This is a genomic window from Psychromicrobium lacuslunae (assembly GCF_000950575.1).
Classification (GTDB): domain Bacteria; phylum Actinomycetota; class Actinomycetes; order Actinomycetales; family Micrococcaceae; genus Renibacterium; species Renibacterium lacuslunae.
The window spans coordinates 1,647,818-1,667,055 of record NZ_CP011005.1; the positions used below are offsets into that span (position 1 = coordinate 1,647,818).

Here is a 19,238-nt window from a genome sequence, read left to right on the forward strand (position 1 = left end):
TGGCAGTGTTCGCTATCCCAATCCGCAACCTGTGAATTTGAACAACTTGGCTTGGCCTTGTTTGAACAATAAGGTTGCTACCCCGGAATCTTCGAGATTCGAGATGCCGGGCGAAGGAGTGCCATCCGGAGTGATCATGGTCTGGCCGAAGTCCAAAACATAACCAATATTGAGATCATGTACTGCTGCGCAAACAGCCGGGTTCTTAGCCGCATCGCGCAGACTCTTGTAGATCAACTTGTCCTCATCGGTGAAGTTTGAGGTCAATAGGTGCAATTGGATCGCCTTACGATCCGCCAGCGCATAGACCAAAGCTCCGCCGTTCCAGGGGTTCGCGGCAATTACCGACCCCTTTGGCACCAGGCTATCGACCTTGTTTATTACCGCAAGCTCATCCGAATTGACCACCGAAGAGGTCGGGCTATAAGCATAGTGTGAGCGGGCGATACTGATCGACGAGCTAACGCTGCCAACCTGCAGCACGATCAGAATGATCGCAATGGCAGCCGGGACCGTAGCCGACCACAGTCTGGGTGAGGAAACGGGCCGACCGTCGCTTTGCAGTTCGGCACGCCATTCCTTGAGGTAGGTGCCGAGGCTGCGCAGGAACCAGCTGGCCCCCAAAGCGGCGGGAATAATCGCAATGACCGGAACCAGCGCGGCCAGCCGGTAGCTGTCGTTGTACCAAATACCGGCAATGAAATTCCGCAGATTTCCGCGCGGAAAAGCCGATACTGCAATGAAGAGGAACCAGGAAACCGCGAGCATACCCAATACCCACCAGTTCTTACGCCGACGCAGCAACTGAATAACGCCGAGCACGATCAGCACTGACACTAGGATGGCTGGTGCCCGGAGTCGCTCGGAATTACTCAGCAGTCCAAGCAAAGCGCCGGGGATCGAGTGCACCGGCGGCCAGGTGGCCAATTGGGACTCTGGCCGCACAGCGCGCCAAAGGAAGTAGCAAATAACCAGGCAGAGCAAGACACCAACTGAACTCAGCACGGCGAGTACCCGGTAACGTGACCAGTCAGCCAGCCAACGCTTCCAACAGAGGAAGAATGCGTAGCCCACCGGTGGCACACTGAAGGCTAGCAGCGCCATCAGTGTGCTCGGATGAGCTAAGGCGAGACCCGGGATGGTCAGTGCCAAGGCAATCAAACGCAACGGAATGGAAAGGTCCGCGACCTTCGATAGTCCCAGCACTTGAATGACCAGAGCAAGAATGCTCGGCAAAATCGCAATTGAGAGCAGATTCGGGTAGAGCACCCCGTAATCGACCATCATCAGCGGGAAAGCGCCAAACCCGGTGGAGACAATGCCCACCGCAATCGCGACTAAGCGTGACTGTCCGAGCACCTGGCGACAGAGGAAGAGGCAGCCAAGAGGCCAAACCAATGCCGAAATGATCAGGTTGGTAGCGTTCACCGCAACTGGGATACTGGCCCCGCTGAGTTGGACCACCAGGGAGACCGTGGCATGCCAGCCATCGGGATAGAACGGGATGCCGGTAATATCGCCGACCGTGAAGGGCGACGCCGAGCCAGAGTCCAAAATTCCACGTACCGCATTGAGGTGGAAGATATTGTCAAACGATTGAGAGATATTTTCCGGATGGATCACCGCGAGAATGAACTGGGCCGAGATCACCACAAAGGAGAGTGCAAGGGCTAAGAAACCCACCTTGGTCCGGGCGTCAAAAGGCGCAGCCTCCGGTGAGGGCCAACGTTTTCGGGTGAACTTCCGCACCAACCAGGCACAGAGAGCTGCCAGCACGGTGAGTGCAAGCACCGGCAAAATTGTCCATGGAATTTTCAGGAAAGAAGCAGCGATTGAGGCCACTGCGATCAACGAGACCGAGAGGGCCGGACTCACCGCAAGCAGGCTGATCTTTCGCAAACCAAAGGCCCATGCTAAGAGCGCGCCAGGAATCAGCATCACCAATGCGGCGATCAGGATCACCGGCAGGGCAATTATCCAGTCCATTACTTCTCTATCCTCGTCTCACTCTGTCAAAACTCATCGCTTAGCTGGCTTCGTCATCGCCAGCCGAACGGCGGCGCAGTTCAGCCACCGCCTCGGCTACCGGGCCATCCATGGTGATCTCGCCATGCTCTAGCAGCACGCCACGTTCGCACACCGTCGCCACCAGATCTAGATCATGGCTGACCACGAAGAGGGTCTTACCGCGTGCGGCAAGTTCCTTGATCTTCGCGATGCATTTGCGTTGGAACGGCTCGTCACCGACGGCCAAGATCTCATCGATCAGGAAAATCTCCGGATCGGTGTGCACGGCGATCGAAAACGCCAAGCGCAGGTACATCCCCGAGGAATAGAACTTCACCTCGGTGTCAATGAATTCATGAATCTCGGCGAACTCAACGATGGAATCGAACTTTTCCTTGATCTCCACCTCGGTCATGCCCAGGATAGCGCCGTTGAGAAAAACATTATCCCGGCCGCTCAGATCATGGTGGAAACCGGCGCCTACCTCGATCAGGCCAGCCACTCTGCCGCGGGTTTGTACCGAACCACCATCCGGTTGCAGCACCCCCGAGATCAGTTTCAGCAGGGTCGACTTTCCCGAGCCGTTGAGGCCCAGCAGGGCCACCGTCTCGCCTTGTGCTACGTGCAGGGAGACATTGTCGAGCGCTTTGAAGCGGTTGCTGAGTTCCTTTTTCCGGCCTCTCAATAGCCAAACCAAGACTTCTTTGAGCGAGCGTGAGTGCCGCAACACGAACTCTTTGACAATGCTGTCGACGACTATCGCGGTTTCGTCACGAATCTGGACAGTCATCAGAGCTCCTGCGCAAACTTCTTGGACAACCGACCGAAGGTGAACTGCCCGATGAACAGAACAGCCAGCGAGATCCCCAGGCCAATTGGAAGCCAGAAATAGTCAAGACCTGGAACCACTTGGGCAGCGGGACTGGCTGCCTGTTCAGCGTTCAAGGTGGCGTGCCAGAAGGTGTTGTGGAAGATCTCCACCGCTACCGTCATCGGGTTGAGTTGGTAAATCCAGAAGAAAGGCCCCAGCACATGTTCCACCTGGCTCCACAGATACAGCACCGGCGACAGCCAGGTCACCATCATAATGAGCAGATCAACCAGGTTTTCAGAGTCTCGGAAATAGACGTTAATAGCTCCGAAAAACAGTCCTAGGCCGACTGCCAGAATAGCCAGCATCGCAAAAGCAATCAGCACGGCGGCGAGCTGCCAAAGCGATGGGTGCCAGCCATTGAATAAGCAGACGACCAGCAGGATCAGTACCTGAGGTAGGAAGTGCACCGCTGAAACCCAAACACTGGCTACCGGGAAAAGTTCCCGCGGCAGGTAGATCTTCCTAATCAAGTCACGGTTCTCCACGATCGAGCGAGTCGCATTGCCTAGCGCCTCAGTGAAGAAGTTCACCAACACGATGCCAGCGAAGAGGTAAATCGGATAGTTCGGCGTGGAACCTTGCACGTTGAGGAACAAGCCAAGCGCGAGATAGAACACCACGAACTGCATGAGCGGGCGCATATACGACCACAGGATGCCCAAAATTGAGCCCCGGTAACGAACCTTAATTTCCTTGCTCACCAAAAGCTTGAGCAAAAACCGGTTCTTATAGACATCCCGCAGGCCTTTGCCGCGGCCTGGGAAGGTCAACGGAATGATGCTTTGACTCAAGGTTGCGCCTCATCGCGGCTCACTGTGTGCTTTTCGAAGGTTTCTCGCCAAGCTTGATACGAGGTGATCTGCGGCACCGCCGCCTGGTAGCGAGCGGCTAGCGATTCCCATTCACGATAGATCTGAGCGTGTAAGCGCGTCGACTGGGCCATCATGGCACGCAACTTCGCTGGGTCTCTGCGGTACCAGGAAGCTCCGGTCCCTTCAGCATTCGTAACGATGATGCTGTCATAGCCTGCGGTGCGCCACCAACGGTTGTCCTTGTGAGCCAGCACGGTCTGCGGATACTCCTCGGAGGAAGGGTCAGGTTTACGCACCAACTGACGCACCACTGTCTTCAAAGCCCAGGGAATCAAATCCTTCTTCGCCGGAATACCGGCATTAGCGCTGGGGTGCGGACCCTTGCTGATCCTGGGGTGTGGGAAGTCATCGAAATCTTCCTTCACCTGAGCATCCGGATATTCAGCACGCAAAGCATTGATTTGGGGCAGCCGCTCGGCGAGCAAACGATGGAGCTCTTCGGGCCCTTGGAGCAAGTCCTCCATCGCCATGATCCTGCCTCGCTCAGTGAAGTACTGCATTGCGATCAGGTGTTTGACATCCTGCTGCAGTGATTCTCGCTGCACTCTGCCGCCTTTGGGGAACGGGCTATGCAGCAACGCGGTAATTGCCCGATTGCGCTCGTGGAAATAGGCCTGCCAGCCAACCAAGTCGTCCTTATCGGCCCAGGAGACGTGCCAGACCGCGGCACCGGGCAGCGAGACGGTAGCAAAACCGGCTTCCTTGGCACGCAGACCGTATTCAGCATCGTCCCATTTGAGGAACAGCGGCATTGACAGACCAATTTCGCGAATCACCGCGGTGGGGATCAAGCACATCCACCAACCGTTGTAATCCACATCGGTGCGGCGATGGGTCCACGGCGTCTGCCGCAGATTCACCACGGCAAAGTCATGCCGCAATTCCATATCCTGGTGCGGCAGCGCTGGCTGGATCCGATGCGCATCGACAATTTCGCCAAAGGTGTGCAGCACAGTGCGATTGTAGAGATCGAACATATGACCACCGGCGATGGTGGGTTTCCGGCAATAATCCGCGAAAACCGCCAGCCTGGTAATGCTGTCTGGCTCGATCACCACATCGTCATCGAGCAGCAGAGCATAGTCGCTTTCGTTCTCGAGCGCCTCGTACATGCCCCGGGAGAAGCCGCCGGAACCACCCAGATTGGCCTGCTCGATAATCCGCAACCGACCATTGAAACGTTCGGCGACTTCTTTGAAACCGGGGTAATCGAGAACCTTCTGATTGCCCTGGTCGACAATCACGAACTCTTTCACGCAGTCCAACACGTCTAGATTGTCCGCCAGGATCTTGGCGTTATTAAGGCAATAATCGGGCTTATTCATGGTGGTGATCTCGAGTGTGATCGAACCACCGCCCTCGATTCGTCGCTCGGCATTGCTGAGCCACTGCGCCTCGGTGAGGATCAGATCTTCACCGCCCGCTACCAGGTCGAACCAGTACCAGCCACCATCGCCGAACGGCTTCAGGCTCAATTCGAAATTACTCACGGTACTGCCGCTGACCCGCTCGCTGGCCACTCGTTGCAAACTACCGCGGGCATTAGACTTGTAAACCACGACGGCACCCTCGCCCTGAGTGCTTACGGTCAGCCGGATATCCCTCACCGTGGTCCAACGCCGCCAATAGCTTGCCGGAAAGGCATTGAAATAGGTGCCAAAAGACATCCGGTCGCCGCTGCGCACCTTCATCGAGGTGCGGCTCAGCAGATCCTCGAAATGAGCCTGCCGAGGCGTTGAACTCATGAATCTGAGTTTGTCCTCCGGCAACTTGGCAGCCCGGTAAACAGCATCATCCTCAATCAGCCGAACGCCGTTGACGGTGCCTGCGTCGACATACAGCGGAATGGTGTCAACTTGCCCTTCCGGTGGCAAGATGACCCGCTGCAGTTGAGTCCAGCCCTGCTGGTCTCCGCTCACGCGTCGACTCCCCCACTTTCAAGCTTGCTGCCCCCGGAGAAGTGCGGCTTGATTTTGTTCTCAAACATGGTGAGCGCCGAGCCAATGGCCATATGCATGTCGAGGTATTTGTAAGTTCCCAGTCGGCCGCCGAAGAGCACTGTCGGCTCGCCCTTCGCCAGATCACGATAGGCCAGCAACTTCTGCCGGTCCTCGGCAGTGTTCACCGGGTAATAAGGCTCGTCTCCCTTTTGTGCGAACCGGGAGAACTCCCGCATAATCACGGTGGCCTCCTTGGTGTAATCACGTTCCGGGTGGAAGTGTCGGAACTCGTGGATCCGAGTGTAGGGCACGTCGTCGTCAGGGTAGTTCATCACCGAGCAGCCCTGGAAATCTTCGATCGGCAGCACTTCCTCTTCAAGGTCGATGGTGCGCCAGGACAAATCGCCCTCTGCATAGTCGAAGTATTTATCCACCGGACCGGTGTAGACGACCGGCACTTGACCTAGCACGGCGGAGCGGGAGAACTCCCCGTCATCGAAGAAATCGGTGTTCAATACCACTGAGATGTTCGGGTGATCTGCCATTCGCTCAATCCAGGCGGTGTAACCATCGACTGGCAGGCCTTCATAAGTGTCATTGAAGTAGCGGTTGTCGTAGTTGTAACGCACCGGAAGCCGGGAGATGATGCCAGCGGGCAGGTCTTTAGGATCGGTTTGCCATTGCTTACCGGTGTAGTGCTTGATAAAAGCCTCATAGAGCGGTCTGCCAATCAGCTGGATGCCCTTATCGTTGAGATTCTGAGGATCGGTACCGGCCAATTCGCCAGCCTGCTCCTGAATCAGGGCACGAGCCTCGGCGGGGCCGAAGGAAGCACGGAAGAACTGGTTAATCGTGCCGAGATTGATCGGGAGCGGGTAGACCTCACCCTTGTGGCTGCTGTAAACCTTGTGCTGGTAGTTGGTGAACTTGGTGAATTGGCTGACGTAGTCCCAGACCTTCTGATTCGAGGTGTGAAATAAGTGCGCACCATAACGGTGAACCTCGATGCCGGTCTGCGCCTCGTTCTCGCTGTAGGCGTTACCACCGATGTGGTGCCGCCGATCAATCACGACAACCTTGAGGCCTAGCTCCCTCGCGGCCCGCTCCGCAATGGTCAGGCCGAAAAAGCCCGATCCCACAATGACAAGATCAGCGTTCACTAAAACTCCTGGTTCGGCATTTGGGCGCAAAAACGCCCGGTTAGTCCTCTCCAGATTACCTGACCAGGTGATTGAACCCGGTATTTGCTCCCTTCTGCTGCACGGCGGCTCCCCGGGCGGCACCGCTTCGACTATAGGGCGCCCGAGTCTCCCTGCCGGAGCGTGAAGGCAACAACTCGAGGAGTGAAGAGCAGCACCAAAACCGCCAACGGCGGAATCAGCAGTGAAAGACCCAACCAGATCTGGCCATTAAGTAAGGTGGTCACCGCAATGGCGAGCATCAGCAATTGCCATACCAAGGCCGCCGCCCGGGTCCAGCGATAACCTCGAAAATGCTGCAGCGCTACCGCGGCGAGCGCCACCCCCAAAGCGAAGAGCATAATGGTGAGGAAAATTGCACCACTGAGTGAATTCGCTGCGGCATTGAATAGACCAATCAAGAAGGTCACCGCGATAAACAGCAGCACTAGCGATTCAAGGCCGACCACCACCGTTATCAGCCACACTCCCCAGGGGCGAGTGGGTGGAACCTCAGATGATTTGTCGGCTACGGGTCTTGACACATTGGCACCTTACCGGAGATATTCATCACACGGCTAAACCCGCTGGTCAAATGTGACGAACCGCTCACTCTTCTCAGCAATTTAGGGGGATTTACCCCTTGTTTACATGCGGTTAACGTGAAACGCTTAATAGCAGAGACCAAGGGGCCCGCCTGCAGGAGAGAGGCCCCTCTTTTGTGAGAACGCTCGTGAATCTTTTCACAAGGCGTTCTAAGAATATTCTAAGGAGTGAGTGATCAGCATGGATTGGCGTAGTCGCGCTGCCTGCCTCGATAAGGACCCGGAGCTTTTCTTCCCGGTGGGTAATACCGGTCCGGCTTTACTCCAAATCGAGGAAGCAAAGAGTGTGTGCCGCCGCTGCCAGGTGGTTGATACCTGCCTGCAGTGGGCCATTGAGTCCGGTCAGGACGCGGGTGTCTGGGGCGGGATGAGCGAAGACGAACGACGTGCCCTCAAACGGCGCGCTGCGCGAGCCCGTCGCGCCAGCTAATCGATTGGCTTAAGCTTCGACCGGAAACCTTCTGTGTGCTGCTCACCAACCTGGTGGGCAGCACACTTTTTGTGTTCCTTGCGTTTTGTCTTTCTCGTGCCTCGGCTAGAGCGGCAGCTCGATGATCACGACGGTGCCGCCTGAGGCTACTGGTTCCCAACGAATGGTGCCATCAAGCTCACTGGTGACCAGGGTCCTAACAATCTGCAGGCCGAGTCCTTCTTCAAGCGGGGTCTCCGGCAAGCCAACCCCGTCATCGGCGATCGAGACCCTGAGTATTTCAGAACCATCTTCTTTCGAGTAACGCTCGGCAATCAGTCGAACTGTACCGCCCCGATCCTCCAGACCGTGTTCCACGGCATTGGTCACCAGTTCATTGATCACCAAGGCAAGTGGGGTGGCTAAATCGCTGGCTAGCTCTCCGAATTCGCCCTCACGTTCAGTGCGAACCATCTGAGTCGGCGAGGCGACCTCGGCAGCGAGCCTGAAATGCCTACCAATCAACTCGTCAAAATCAACATTCTGGCTGAGCCCTTGAGATAGCGTTTCGTGCACCAGGGCAATGGTGGCCACTCGGCGCATCGCTTGTTCTAGACCGTGCTTGGCTTCCGTCGACTGCATTCTTCGAGACTGCATCCGCAATAACGCCGCCACCGTTTGCAAGTTATTTTTGACTCGATGATGGATCTCCCTGATCGTGGCGTCTTTGGTGACCAATTCCAATTCGCGACGCCTTAGCTCGGTGACATCCCTGCACAGCACGATGGCACCGAAACGGTGACTGGCGTCTCTTAACGGAATGGCACGTAACGAAAGACTGACCCCGCGGGACTCCACCTCGGTGCGCCACGGCATCCTACCGGTGACCACCAGCGGCAAAGTCTCATCGATCATTTTCCGCTCATGCAGCAGTCCCGCAGTTACCTCGGCCAACGAGCGCCCCTCTAGGGCATCGGCGCCGCCGAGCCGCCGGAAAGCGGAAACACCATTGGGGCTGGCATACTGCACCAATCCCTCAGCGTCGAGTCGAATGAACCCATCGCCAACGCGCGGTGCACCGCGACGAGATCCGGTAGGTGAGGCAAAGTCCGGCCATAAGCCAAGGGTGCCCATTCGGAGCAGGTCATAGGCACTCTGCCGATAGGTCAGTTCCAGCCGTGAAGGCAGCCTGGAGGAGGAAACATCCATATGGGAGGTCACCACAGCCAGACTTCGCCCGTTGCGCACCATCGGCACCGCGTCGACTCGCACCGCCATTTCGGAGTTCCAGGTGGCTTCGCCCGCTCTTTCGATACTCTGGCTGTGCCAGGCCTTCTGCACTAGCGGCAGCAAGTCTGCCCGCAATTTCTCGCCGACGAAATCCTTGTGGAAAACCGTATGCGTGGTAGACGGGCGCACATGCGCGAGGGCCAGGTAATCACCCTCCGGATCCGGGAACCAGAGCGCCAGATCAGCGAAAGCCAAATCGGCAATCAGCTGCCAATCGCCCACCAGCAGGTGTAGCCATTCGGCGTCACCTGGCCCAAAATCTGCGTGTTCCCGAATCGGGTCGGTGAAAATTGCCATAGCCCGATGAGCTTACCTGCGCACAATCGAGCGGAGCAACCGCAAGGCAACCGAAAGCGAAGCCATATCATCTTCTTCCAGCTGATTGACTTCCTTGAACATCGCCTGGGCCCGAGCCAGCGGCTCGGCGTTTTGCACAGCCCAACCGGCAATTCGCTGCTCCGGGCTTTGACCAAGCGCACCCGGTTCAGCCGGGGTCGCCTTCATCACCGCAAGAGTCATGTCAACAACTGTCGAGTACAGATCGTCTCGTAACGCACCCCTAGCGAGGGCTTGCCAGCGATCTTTCCTCGGTAGTGCAGAGATTCGTTCCAATAAGCCATCGACACCGAATTGGGCGAAGATCGCATAGTAAACCTTGGCGATTTCTTCGACCGGTTCCTTGATTTGCCGACTAGCTCGGGCAATGTCGAGCAGCGCAAAGCTTTCGAACATCTCGGACCAGCGGTTGCCCAGTTCGGTGGGCACCCCCCAGCCCTCCGCCTTGGCGTGCCACGCCTGCACACGTTCGCGATCGACTCCGTCTAAGAAGTCGGTCAGATGAGCTCGTAGCGAGGTGACCACCGGCTGGTACTGAGCCACCGTCTCGGAAATCGGTTGCGAACCAGCCGAATGACCGATCAGCCAGCGCACCGCGCGATCAAGCAAACGGCGCAAATCGAGGTGGATATTGCACCAGTGCTCGGTCGGGAACGATGGTGGCAGCGCTGCCAGAGCTTCAGTCACCTGATCGATCTGATAGATCTCCCGCATCGCTACGAAAGCACGAGCGAGCACCGACTCGGTGGCGTTGGTCTCCTCCATGGCACGGAAGGCAAAGGTAATGCCACCGATATTAATCATGTCATTTGCCACCATGGTGGCGATGATCTCCCGACGCAGCGGATGCGAATCGAGTTCGGCGTCAAAACGCTCGGCCAAATGCTTAGGGAAGTACTGGCGAAGCGTGCGGCGGAACCACGGATCGTCGGCTAGATCGCTGTCGCGAAGAGCTTTAGCCAGCTCGATCTTGGCGTAGGCAGCCAGCACCGATAGCTCAGGGGAGGTTAGCCCCTGGCCACCTTCCAGTCTGTTGTGCAGTTCTTCGGTGCTAGGCAGCGCCTCGATAGCGCGATCTAAATCGGCTTTGTTCTCCAGCCAGTCCATCAATCTTTCGTAGCTGGGGCTCCACTCAACCACGCGCATCCGGTCGTTGACGAGCAGCACGTTCTGATCGAAGTTATCCTCCAGGACCAGTCGGCCCACTTCCTGCGTCATCTCGGCAAGGAACTCTGCCCGCTCCTCAGCCTTCAGCTGGCCTGCTGCCACCATCCGGTCGACGAAAATCTTGATATTGACCTCATGATCAGAACAATCGACACCGGCCGAGTTATCAATGGCATCGGTATTCAGGATCACTCCGTGCAGCGCAGCCTCAATCCGACCACGCTGGGTCATCCCGAGGTTACCGCCCTCGCCAACTACCTTGACCCGGAGCTCTCGACCGTCGACCCGAATTGAGTCATTGGCTTTGTCCCCCACCTCCGCGTGACTCTCCGAACTGGCTTTGACGTAGGTGCCGATACCGCCGTTGTAGAGCAGATCAGCCGGAGCCAGCAAGATGGCACGCAGCAGCTCCGGCGGAGTAAGCGCCACAACGCCCTCAGCCAAGCCCAGCGCGAGGCGCACTTGCTCGGAGATCGGCACGGTCTTCACTTGACGTGGGTAAACGCCGCCGCCCTCGCTTATTAATGACTTGTCATAGTCATCCCAGGAGGAACGCGGCAACTCGAACATCCGCCGCCGCTCGGCATAGGAAAGTGCCGGGTCCGGGTTCGGGTCGAGGAAGATATGTCGGTGATCGAAAGCAGCGACAAGTTTGATGTGTTCAGACAACAGCACACCATTGCCAAAGACATCGCCTGACATATCACCGACACCCACTACGGTGAAATCCTCAGTCTGGGTGTCAACGTCCAGCTCACTGAAATGACGCTTTACCGACTCCCAGGCTCCGCGGGCGGTGATGCCCATTGCTTTATGGTCGTAGCCGACCGAGCCGCCTGAGGCAAAGGCGTCTCCTAGCCAGAAGTTGTACTCCGCGGAGATGGAGTTCGCGATATCGGAGAACGAGGCAGTTCCCTTATCGGCAGCCACCACCAGATACGAATCGTCCTCGTCGAAACGAACTACGTTTGACGGTGGCACAAGTTGCTCACCGTCCGGGCCGGTAACCAAGTTGTCGGTCAGATCAAGCAGACCGCGAATGAAGGTCTTGTAGCTCTCTATCCCCTCTGCCATCCAGGCAGCTCGGTCCGCCGCCGGGTCCGGCAGCGCTTTGGCAAAGAAGCCACCCTTCGCCCCGGTCGGTACGATAACAGCGTTCTTCACCGTCTGGGCTTTGACCAGGCCAAGAATCTCGGTGCGGAAATCTTCCCGACGATCGGACCAGCGCAAACCGCCTCGGGCGACCTTACCGAACCTCAGGTGTACGCCCTCTACTCGTGGCGAGTAGACCCAGATCTCAAACATCGGACGCGGGAACGGCAAACCATCAATCGCTGTGGGGTTCAGTTTGACACTCAAGTAGGGCTTGAATTGGAAGTAATTGGTTCGCAGCGTCGCCTCAATGAGCTGGCCCAGGGTGCGCAGCACTCGATCAGCATCCAGGGTGGGCACCTGCTCAAGGCCTTCGGCGAGTTGCGTACGCACTGAAGTTAGCAGCGCTGAACGGTCGTCTGCCGGGATAGCGGGATCGAAACTGGTCTCGAAGAGCTTCACCAGAGACTGCGCCACCGAAGCATTAGCTAGCAGAGTATCCGCGACAAAGCCGTAAGAGTTGGTATTCCCCATTTGCCTCAAGTACTTGGCATAGCTGCGCAGAATGACGACCTGTCGCCAAGCCATGCCTTCGCGCAGCACCAGCCGGTCAAAGGCATCCGATTCGCTGACCCCGGTGATCGCTGCGCCGAATGATTCAGCGAGCAACTCGCTGGTTGCCAGTGGGTCTATTCCCGTCGGGTACTTCAATCCCAGATCGTAAAGGAAGAAGTCCCTCTTATCGGTGGTTTGAATTTCAAAGGGTCGCTCGTCTAGAACCTCAATGCCCAGATTATGGAAGAACGGCAGGATCTGACTCAGGCTCTTCGGATACGCCATATAGAGCTTGACCCGGGCGTCTTCTTCGAGCTCTTCGTGGGCACCTTGCGGAATGTAGACCTTGAGCCCGGGGCTGCAGAGTGCATCAGGGTTCTGTTGCTTAGCAGCGCGGTAGTTCTGACCGTATTCCTCAAAACGGCGGATGTCCTCGATAGCATCCTCAACCTCGAAGTCGACGCGATAGCTGGCGGGGAAGGCCTCTGCCCATTGCGCGGCCAGAGCTGTCGCCTGGTCAAGCGGAAGCGCCTTGCCGAGCACCTCTCGCAAGCCCTCCGACCAAGAACGTGCTGCTGTCACCAGCCGCGCCTCCAGCGCGCTTGCGTCAACATTACTGAGGTCGGTGCCTCGGGCCAATCTGATTCTGAAAAACAGCCTGGCCAGTGTCGACTCGCTCATTCGAGCTTCAAAATCGATGCTGACCGCGTCAAAAGTTTTGGTGAGTTCCGCTTCGATTCGTCGCCGAACAGCCGTGGTGTAACGATCTCGCGGGATATATACCAATGCCGACATGAATCGGCCATAAATATCCGGGCGGAGGAACAATCGGGTACGGCGGCGTTCCTGCAAGCGCATGATTCCTTCGGCAATCGTGATCAAGTCATTGACCTCAATTTGGAAGAGCTCATCGCGAGGGTAGGTTTCCAGCACTGCAAAAAGGTCTTTACCGGAATGGGAGTCCGGAGGGAAGCCAAAATGCCTAAGCACAGCATTGACCTTCTCGCGAACTACCGGAATGCTGCGCACCGAACCGGTGTAGACACCGGAAGCGAAAAGACCGATAAATCTCCGCTCACCATTGACGTTCCCGGCCGCGTCGAAGGACTTGATTCCGATGTAGTCGAGATATCCCGAACGGTGTACGGTCGATCGCGAGTTGGCTTTGGTGATCACCAAAGCATGTTTCTCTCGGGCTTTCTTCCGGCCGGCCGAGGTGAGGTGCTGAACCTGTTTGGCCACTCGGGACTCACGCAGCAAGCCCAGCCCGCTGCCTTCTCGGTTGACTAAGACGTCTTCGCCGCTCTCGTCCACCAGGTCATACTCCCGATAGCCCAAGAAAGTGAAGTTTCCGGCGTCCATCCAACTCAGCAGTTCTTCCGCTTCACGCAGATCAGCAACCTGATCACCACCGGTGACTTCAGCGAGGCTGGCTGCGCAAGAAAGCGCCTTGTGCCTCATAGGCTGCCAATCTTCAACCGCCACTCGCACATCGCCAAGCACTCGATCCAGACCTGCCAAGAGTTCCTGGCCGGCTGCCTCATCAAGCTGAGCGATTTCGATTGCGATCCAGGACTCCATATGTGAAGACTGGCCATTGCTGGCAATCAAATGTGAGATATCGGGCATTGCAGCCGTATCGCCACTGGCCACTCCGAGATAGGTGGGCACCTTGGCGACACTGACTAATTCGTCGTCATTATCATTCCGGCTCACCACGAACATCGGGTGAACCACCAGCGTGATGGCGGCATTTTGACGCGAAATCTCAGCGGTAACGGAATCTACTAGAAAGGGCATATCGTCGGTGACGATATAGACCACTGTCTCCTTGTAGTGCCTCGACTCGTCGCTCTCGTTGACCACCGCAACCTTGGAGGTGCCGCTGGGCCGGTGCTGAGCGAGTTCGCGATGCGCCAGGGCGCGCTGCCGGAGGGTGGCCTGGTCGTACTTTGAGCGGTCTTCCTCAGCGATCTGCTCATAATAATCGGCGATGAAGCTGTCGATGGTCTTCTCAGTGAGTTTCGTGGTTCCGGTAGTGGACCCGACGGTTCCGGTTTCTTCGAACCCGTTCGACATCTAAATACGCCTCCGTAGCAGTTACGAACCGCTTCCTTGCGGCCCCTACTGACAGTAGCCTGAATCAGCCATTTTTTGCTGTGGTCGAGGACACAGCAGTTTGCGAGTTTCGCTGTGCAAGTGCACTAACGAATGTCTGAAGCTTTTTTCGCAATGCGGAGTCTGGCCCCGCCTCTATTAATAACTCGCCGGAGAGCAGCATTCGGTCAAGAAGTGCTGTTTCTGCGGGCAAAAAGGCCTTGATTGAGAATTGCGGCCCGAACCTGAGCCAGGCTTGCTGCAATGCCTGCTCAGGTGAACGACCGGCAGCCCCACGCCTGACCTTGTTCAAAACCACAAGGGGCTCCTGTCCCGGACAAATATTCGCCAGCTCGGTCAAGCCCCGAATCAGCCGAGGCACGCCGATGCTATCCGCCGCACCAACCGCAATGATCTGATCAGCCGAGCGCAATGCGGCGAGAGTAGCTGCATTGCGACGAGGCACGTAGCTGTCGAAGCTCAGTTCCTCATCCGTTTCCAGGGAAAACCCGCAGTCGATAATGGTGACCGGCAGCAGCTGACGAGATAGCGTGAATAGCTGTTGAAGCGCCATCGCACGTAATTCTGGCCAACGATCCGGACGGGTCAATCCAGAAAGCACCCGAAATCGACCGCCACGAAATACCAGCTCCGGAGCGATCTGCCACAGACCTTCCGGATCGAGTGAGCCCTGATCCGCTAACCGGACTGCCCGAGCGATTCCGGCAGATTCGTCCAAAATACCCAAAGTTGCCGCCACGCTGGCACCGTAACTATCCGCATCAATCAGCAGCACCTCAAGCCCCAGCGCAGCGAACTCGGCCGCCATATTCGTGGCCAGCATGGTCCTTCCTGGAGAACCTATCGGGCCCCAGATCGCGATGATCTGCGAGGAGTCCACATTCTTAGGATGTTTTTTCTTTTCAGCCTCCCCAAGTAGCTTATTCGACGCTGCGTCGTCCTTGGCGTCCTGGATCGCCAGGAATTGCGCTGCCGGCTCGGTCACTGCCCCATCTGCATCAACCGAGTCGGACTCTAGTCCCTGAATGATCTTCAGCGCATCACTACCGAGCGAAAAAACCCGCGCTCCCAGCGAGTTCAGCCGCTGAGTTTCTGCTTCATCATCTGTTAGCACCACGACCCGGGAGTGGCAGGCAGCTAAACGTTCCAGCAAAGCTGAGTTCAGTTCTGCGGTGTGTTCACTCAGTAGGGCGACCCCCGCTAAACCGCTTTGGCAGGCGGCCACTAGTTCTCGGAGCTCGGCACAGCGACGAACCACTGTAAATTGCTCACCGATAGCTTCCAGCTGTTCCACCAAACGATCAGCGGCTTCGCCTAGCACCGCAAAGCGAAAATTCATCGATGCCCTCCGGCCAAGTCAAGGACAACTGAGAGTTTCGCTTTATCGGTGAGGGCGTGCAGCAGCACCGGCAGTCTAGGCGCGTCTACCAGGACATAGACCAGGTCTTGGTCTTGAGTCATCAAACCGGGTTTCGCTCTCTCCAATGCTTCAATCTCGACGCTCGGCAGAATGAGTTGGGGCAGTGCCGTCAGACCCGTCTTGGGATCCACCTCAGCAACCCAAATATCCACTCGATCACCCACTTGGGCCGCGGCCGGAAGCTTCTGTTCCAAGGTCACAGCGACTGGTTTGCGATGTGATTCATCAACCATCGCCACGCTGCTTTTGGGAATCAGCTGCCCACTATGAATCATTTGCACAGCTACCGCGCCACTCGGGAACTGGTCCGCGGCAAGGTAGTAGGCTCCTTGAAGTTCATCGAGTCGAACTTTCACTTTGCTCATCGACGCAGTTTCGAGCTTCTGCCCAACCACGATGTCTCCGGTGCTGACGAAAGCTTCGACTGTCCGCTCTGCATTTCCGAGCAGCAATAGCACCGCACTGACCGAGAACAAGATCAGCAAGACTCCGATCAACAGACGGGGGTCTTTCCAGGATGGCTTTCTCAATCGATTAATCGGAGCTGCTTCCGGCACCATTTCCATTCCTTTGCGGCAACTATGAATAGTGTGCACACAGACTATTCCGAAAAGCTGGAATTAATAAGGGGTTGAAAGAGTTGTGGATAACAGCCCGGAAACTACCAAAGCTACTCAAAGAATGACAAAATAGGTCAATGCCCCGTTTTTTGACCCTTGCAGACGTCGCCGAGCAGCTGCAAATTTCGGCACCTGCGGCGTACGCCTTGGTGCGCAGCGGCGAATTAGCAGCTATCCAAGTCGGCGGTCGCGGCCAATGGCGGATTGAAGAGTCAATGTTAGAACGCTACATCCAGGAACGGTATGCAGCAGCCGAGCGGCTCAGAGACGCAGCGAAGGACTGAACCAGCTATTTACCGACCTTTTCAAGTTCGGAGATACCAGCCTGTAAAACGTTTCTCCGCAGTTCGAACAACGTCTGCACCGCTTGTTCCCTCGACTCCCCCACTCGGTCGGCGTAGGCGTTCTCAATATTAAAAATGCCGACCACCAGCTGGTCCAGGATTCGGTCGCCTTCTGCTGTGATCGAGAAAATTCGTGATCGGGCATCTCGCGGATTCGTCTTGCGACTTGCCAAACCTGCCTTCTCCAGTCGGCCGAGCATCATTGACAAGGTGCTACGCCGTAGATTGGTTAGCTCAGCAATCTGTTTTTGACTGACCCCATTGCCGAACCTCAGAGTAGTGAGCACGGCGATCTCATCTGCGGAAATAGCAGAATCCGCGCCCAAGCGGTCAAGGATCATTTGCGTGCTGCTCGAGAGCAACCAGATTTCATACAACAAGCTCGGCGAGGGTTCTTCAATCACCAGTTGATCATAGCCCTCCATCATCGCCCACCGGCAGCGACGACACTGCCAAAATGGCGGTAAATGGAACTATTTTCTCTCCGAGAATGCTCCCCTCACGACGAAATTCACCGTCTCGAAGCGCGGAGATGTCACAGTGATCTGCAGCTACCCGATCAATCACCCCTTGCACTGCTTCTGGTGAGCCATGCGCACTGCCCAGCAGAAGATGCACCCCGGCACGGCGCTGACTGAGCACCCGAAGGGCTGAAGCAAAGCGGTATTGCAGAGCCTTAGTACTCGGTCGAGCAGCATGGCTGAGACCTTCGAGGTGCGAAATCGCCCCGACTGGCAGCAGGACCGATCTGCGCTGAGTGCTCAGTAACAGCCAGTCCGCACCAACCACTCGTAGCTCACCTGAGAAACGAAGGTCTGCGCTCAGCACAATAGAGACCGACGTGTTGAGCGCCGCACGAAGGCGGTCCATCAGCTTGAGCGAGACCAACTCGGCGCGAAAAAGCTCATCAATCTCTAGATCGGCTGTACGCTGCTCAGCCGCATCTAGCTGCCCGAGCAAGTCGTTAAAGAGCGCTTCCCATCGCACCCGGCCAGATTATGACCGTCCCTCAGCGGGGTCAAGCTGTGGATAACTCCGAAAAACCTAGACAGTCTGGACACCGAGTGCTAAACAAATCCTATGAGTATTAAAAGCCATCAAAAATCAACAAAGAACATCAAAAGATCTTTGACGATAAGTTGCGGTCAGCTCAGTCTTTTCGTCATACCGCCAATTCTCGCTAGTGGGGTTTCAATCATCGGCCTGCTGAACCTCTCTCGTTTGCTCACCCTCCCTGCTACGGATCAACGATTTTTAGGGCTGTCTTTCAGTCTCTTCGTCTTCTTTTTCGGGATCGGCGTGACACTATGGTGGTTCGGCAGCCTCTTGCTTGCCATCGCCTTGCAGCGGGTTACGGCTGACCGAGCTCTGCGCAGTCGATTTCACCGAGTGCACTGGTTATCCGCCTTGATCCCCCGTCAGCTTCACCAGCTAGCTGCCCTGCTGATCGGGCTGCACCTCTCCCTCGGTCCCCCGACCGCAGCCCTAGCCCAGCAGCCTGCGCAAGCAGCATCAACGAACACCGACTGGGCAGCTTCGAAGATCTTCGTCGCCGGTTCGGCTCTCCAGCCAACTCAACTCCAGCCAACTTTCGGACCCTCCACTGGCATGGCCGAACCGCCGCCAATACCGAATTGGACTCCGTCAGCGCCGCCCGCACAGCCCGGACTATTTATTGCCATGCCCCGGCGTCCGGCGGCGACTAAGACCCATTTCCAGGTGGTGCGTCCGGGTGAGAGTCTGTGGACGCTGACCCGACGAATTCTCGGCCCGCTCGCCACCGACGCAGAAATTGCCAAGGAATGGCCGCGATGGTACTTGGCTAACCGTCAATTAATCGGCCCGGATCCGGATTTACTGCTTCCCGGCCAGCTGCTACGCCCACCCGCCGTAAAAGGACAGTGCCATGCCCTCGGTTAGCAAGCTAGCTAGCGAAGAATCATTCCGTCCGCCTCAGGCCAAGAAGCTGACTCATCCGCCACAACTTCCAAACCGAGTACCGGGAACAGCAGTCATCGCATTGGCAACTCCCAGCACCGAAGAGAAGCTGCAAATTCGTAAACTGGCGGCCAGCGTAGCCAAAGCAAGCCTGGAGGTGCTCGCAGGCACCCGCGCTCCGAAACAACTTGCTCGGCTGCTTAGCCCCGAAGTGTTCGGCACTTTGCAACGCAGAGCCGAACTCACCCAGCAAGCGAGGTCAGCACAAGCAATGACGCCTGGCTTAGCACCCAGGGCCGGTCAAAGCCCGCAAATCAGATCGGCACATGGCTGTTCCGTTGCGCCAGGAATCTACGAACTCAGTGTGCTGGCAGCAGACGGACCACGCTACCGGGCGATAGCCCTACGAATAGAGCAGCAGTTCGGTAATTGGATCGTCACCGTGTTGCAGATCGGCTGATCAGGCAGCGGCG

The 19,238-nt window shown here is 56.8% G+C and carries 16 protein-coding genes; 4 read left to right on the forward strand and 12 right to left on the reverse strand.

Features of this window, described 5'->3' with window-relative positions; genetic code table 11:
• Positions 1-12 precede the first annotated feature (12 nt).
• The 6 genes from UM93_RS07670 to UM93_RS07695 form a co-directional block, all read right to left on the reverse strand.
• Positions 13-1,986 carry a DUF6541 family protein gene (locus UM93_RS07670; protein ID WP_045074781.1) on the reverse strand — a complete coding sequence of 658 codons (1,974 nt, stop codon included), beginning with the start codon at positions 1,984-1,986 and terminating at the stop codon, positions 13-15.
• A gap of 40 nt (positions 1,987-2,026) precedes the next feature.
• Complete coding sequence (locus UM93_RS07675; RefSeq protein WP_045074783.1) at positions 2,027-2,797, reverse strand: ABC transporter ATP-binding protein; 771 nt, start codon at positions 2,795-2,797, stop codon at positions 2,027-2,029.
• Complete coding sequence (locus UM93_RS07680) at positions 2,797-3,672, reverse strand: ABC transporter permease (protein WP_045074784.1); 876 nt, start codon at positions 3,670-3,672, stop codon at positions 2,797-2,799. The genes UM93_RS07675 and UM93_RS07680 overlap by 1 nt, the downstream gene beginning before the upstream one ends.
• Positions 3,669-5,672: a glycosyltransferase gene (locus tag UM93_RS07685; protein WP_045074786.1), complete on the reverse strand. Its 2,004-nt coding sequence runs from the start codon at positions 5,670-5,672 to the stop codon at positions 3,669-3,671. The genes UM93_RS07680 and UM93_RS07685 overlap by 4 nt, the downstream gene beginning before the upstream one ends.
• Positions 5,669-6,853, reverse strand: a complete 1,185-nt coding sequence (gene glf / locus UM93_RS07690; protein WP_045074788.1) for a UDP-galactopyranose mutase — start codon at positions 6,851-6,853, stop codon at positions 5,669-5,671. Before glf ends, UM93_RS07685 begins: the two co-directional genes overlap by 4 nt.
• A gap of 131 nt (positions 6,854-6,984) precedes the next feature.
• Positions 6,985-7,416 (reverse strand): hypothetical protein, encoded by a 432-nt coding sequence (locus tag UM93_RS07695; protein ID WP_045074789.1) that lies wholly within the window; start codon positions 7,414-7,416, stop codon positions 6,985-6,987.
• A 241-nt stretch (positions 7,417-7,657) separates the two neighbouring features.
• On the opposite strand from UM93_RS07695, the gene UM93_RS07700 reads away from it, so the two are divergent.
• Positions 7,658-7,906 (forward strand): WhiB family transcriptional regulator, encoded by a 249-nt coding sequence (locus tag UM93_RS07700; protein ID WP_026544131.1) that lies wholly within the window; start codon positions 7,658-7,660, stop codon positions 7,904-7,906.
• Positions 7,907-8,011: 105 nt separating this feature from the next.
• Here UM93_RS07700 and UM93_RS07705 read toward each other — a convergent pair whose 3' ends face one another.
• From UM93_RS07705 to UM93_RS07720, 4 genes are all read right to left on the reverse strand, one after another.
• Positions 8,012-9,472 carry a sensor histidine kinase gene (locus UM93_RS07705; protein ID WP_045074795.1) on the reverse strand — a complete coding sequence of 487 codons (1,461 nt, stop codon included), beginning with the start codon at positions 9,470-9,472 and terminating at the stop codon, positions 8,012-8,014.
• Between the two features lie 12 nt (positions 9,473-9,484).
• Positions 9,485-14,404, reverse strand: a complete 4,920-nt coding sequence (locus UM93_RS07710; protein WP_045074796.1) for an NAD-glutamate dehydrogenase — start codon at positions 14,402-14,404, stop codon at positions 9,485-9,487.
• Between the two features lie 64 nt (positions 14,405-14,468).
• The gene (locus UM93_RS07715) at positions 14,469-15,782 is read right to left on the reverse strand and encodes a CpaE/TadZ family protein (protein WP_045074798.1); all 1,314 of its coding nucleotides are present in this window, start codon (positions 15,780-15,782) and stop codon (positions 14,469-14,471) included.
• Positions 15,779-16,423: a hypothetical protein gene (locus tag UM93_RS07720; protein ID WP_052663682.1), complete on the reverse strand. Its 645-nt coding sequence runs from the start codon at positions 16,421-16,423 to the stop codon at positions 15,779-15,781. Before UM93_RS07720 ends, UM93_RS07715 begins: the two co-directional genes overlap by 4 nt.
• Positions 16,424-16,560: 137 nt before the next feature.
• On the opposite strand from UM93_RS07720, the gene UM93_RS07725 reads away from it, so the two are divergent.
• Entirely contained in the window at positions 16,561-16,767 is a 207-nt protein-coding gene (locus UM93_RS07725; RefSeq protein ID WP_045074799.1) for a helix-turn-helix domain-containing protein, read from the forward strand.
• A gap of 5 nt (positions 16,768-16,772) precedes the next feature.
• Here UM93_RS07725 and UM93_RS17110 read toward each other — a convergent pair whose 3' ends face one another.
• Together UM93_RS17110 and UM93_RS07735 are read right to left on the reverse strand one after the other, a co-directional pair.
• Positions 16,773-17,231 (reverse strand): MarR family winged helix-turn-helix transcriptional regulator, encoded by a 459-nt coding sequence (locus tag UM93_RS17110; RefSeq protein ID WP_157874119.1) that lies wholly within the window; start codon positions 17,229-17,231, stop codon positions 16,773-16,775.
• Between the two features lie 7 nt (positions 17,232-17,238).
• Entirely contained in the window at positions 17,239-17,814 is a 576-nt protein-coding gene (locus UM93_RS07735; protein WP_045074801.1) for a hypothetical protein, read from the reverse strand.
• A gap of 93 nt (positions 17,815-17,907) precedes the next feature.
• On the opposite strand from UM93_RS07735, the gene UM93_RS07740 reads away from it, so the two are divergent.
• Positions 17,908-18,747, forward strand: a complete 840-nt coding sequence (locus UM93_RS07740; RefSeq protein ID WP_045074802.1) for a LysM peptidoglycan-binding domain-containing protein — start codon at positions 17,908-17,910, stop codon at positions 18,745-18,747.
• Positions 18,734-19,225, forward strand: a complete 492-nt coding sequence (locus UM93_RS07745) for an Rv3235 family protein (protein ID WP_052663684.1) — start codon at positions 18,734-18,736, stop codon at positions 19,223-19,225. Before UM93_RS07740 ends, UM93_RS07745 begins: the two co-directional genes overlap by 14 nt.
• Positions 19,226-19,238: the final 13 nt, after the last annotated feature.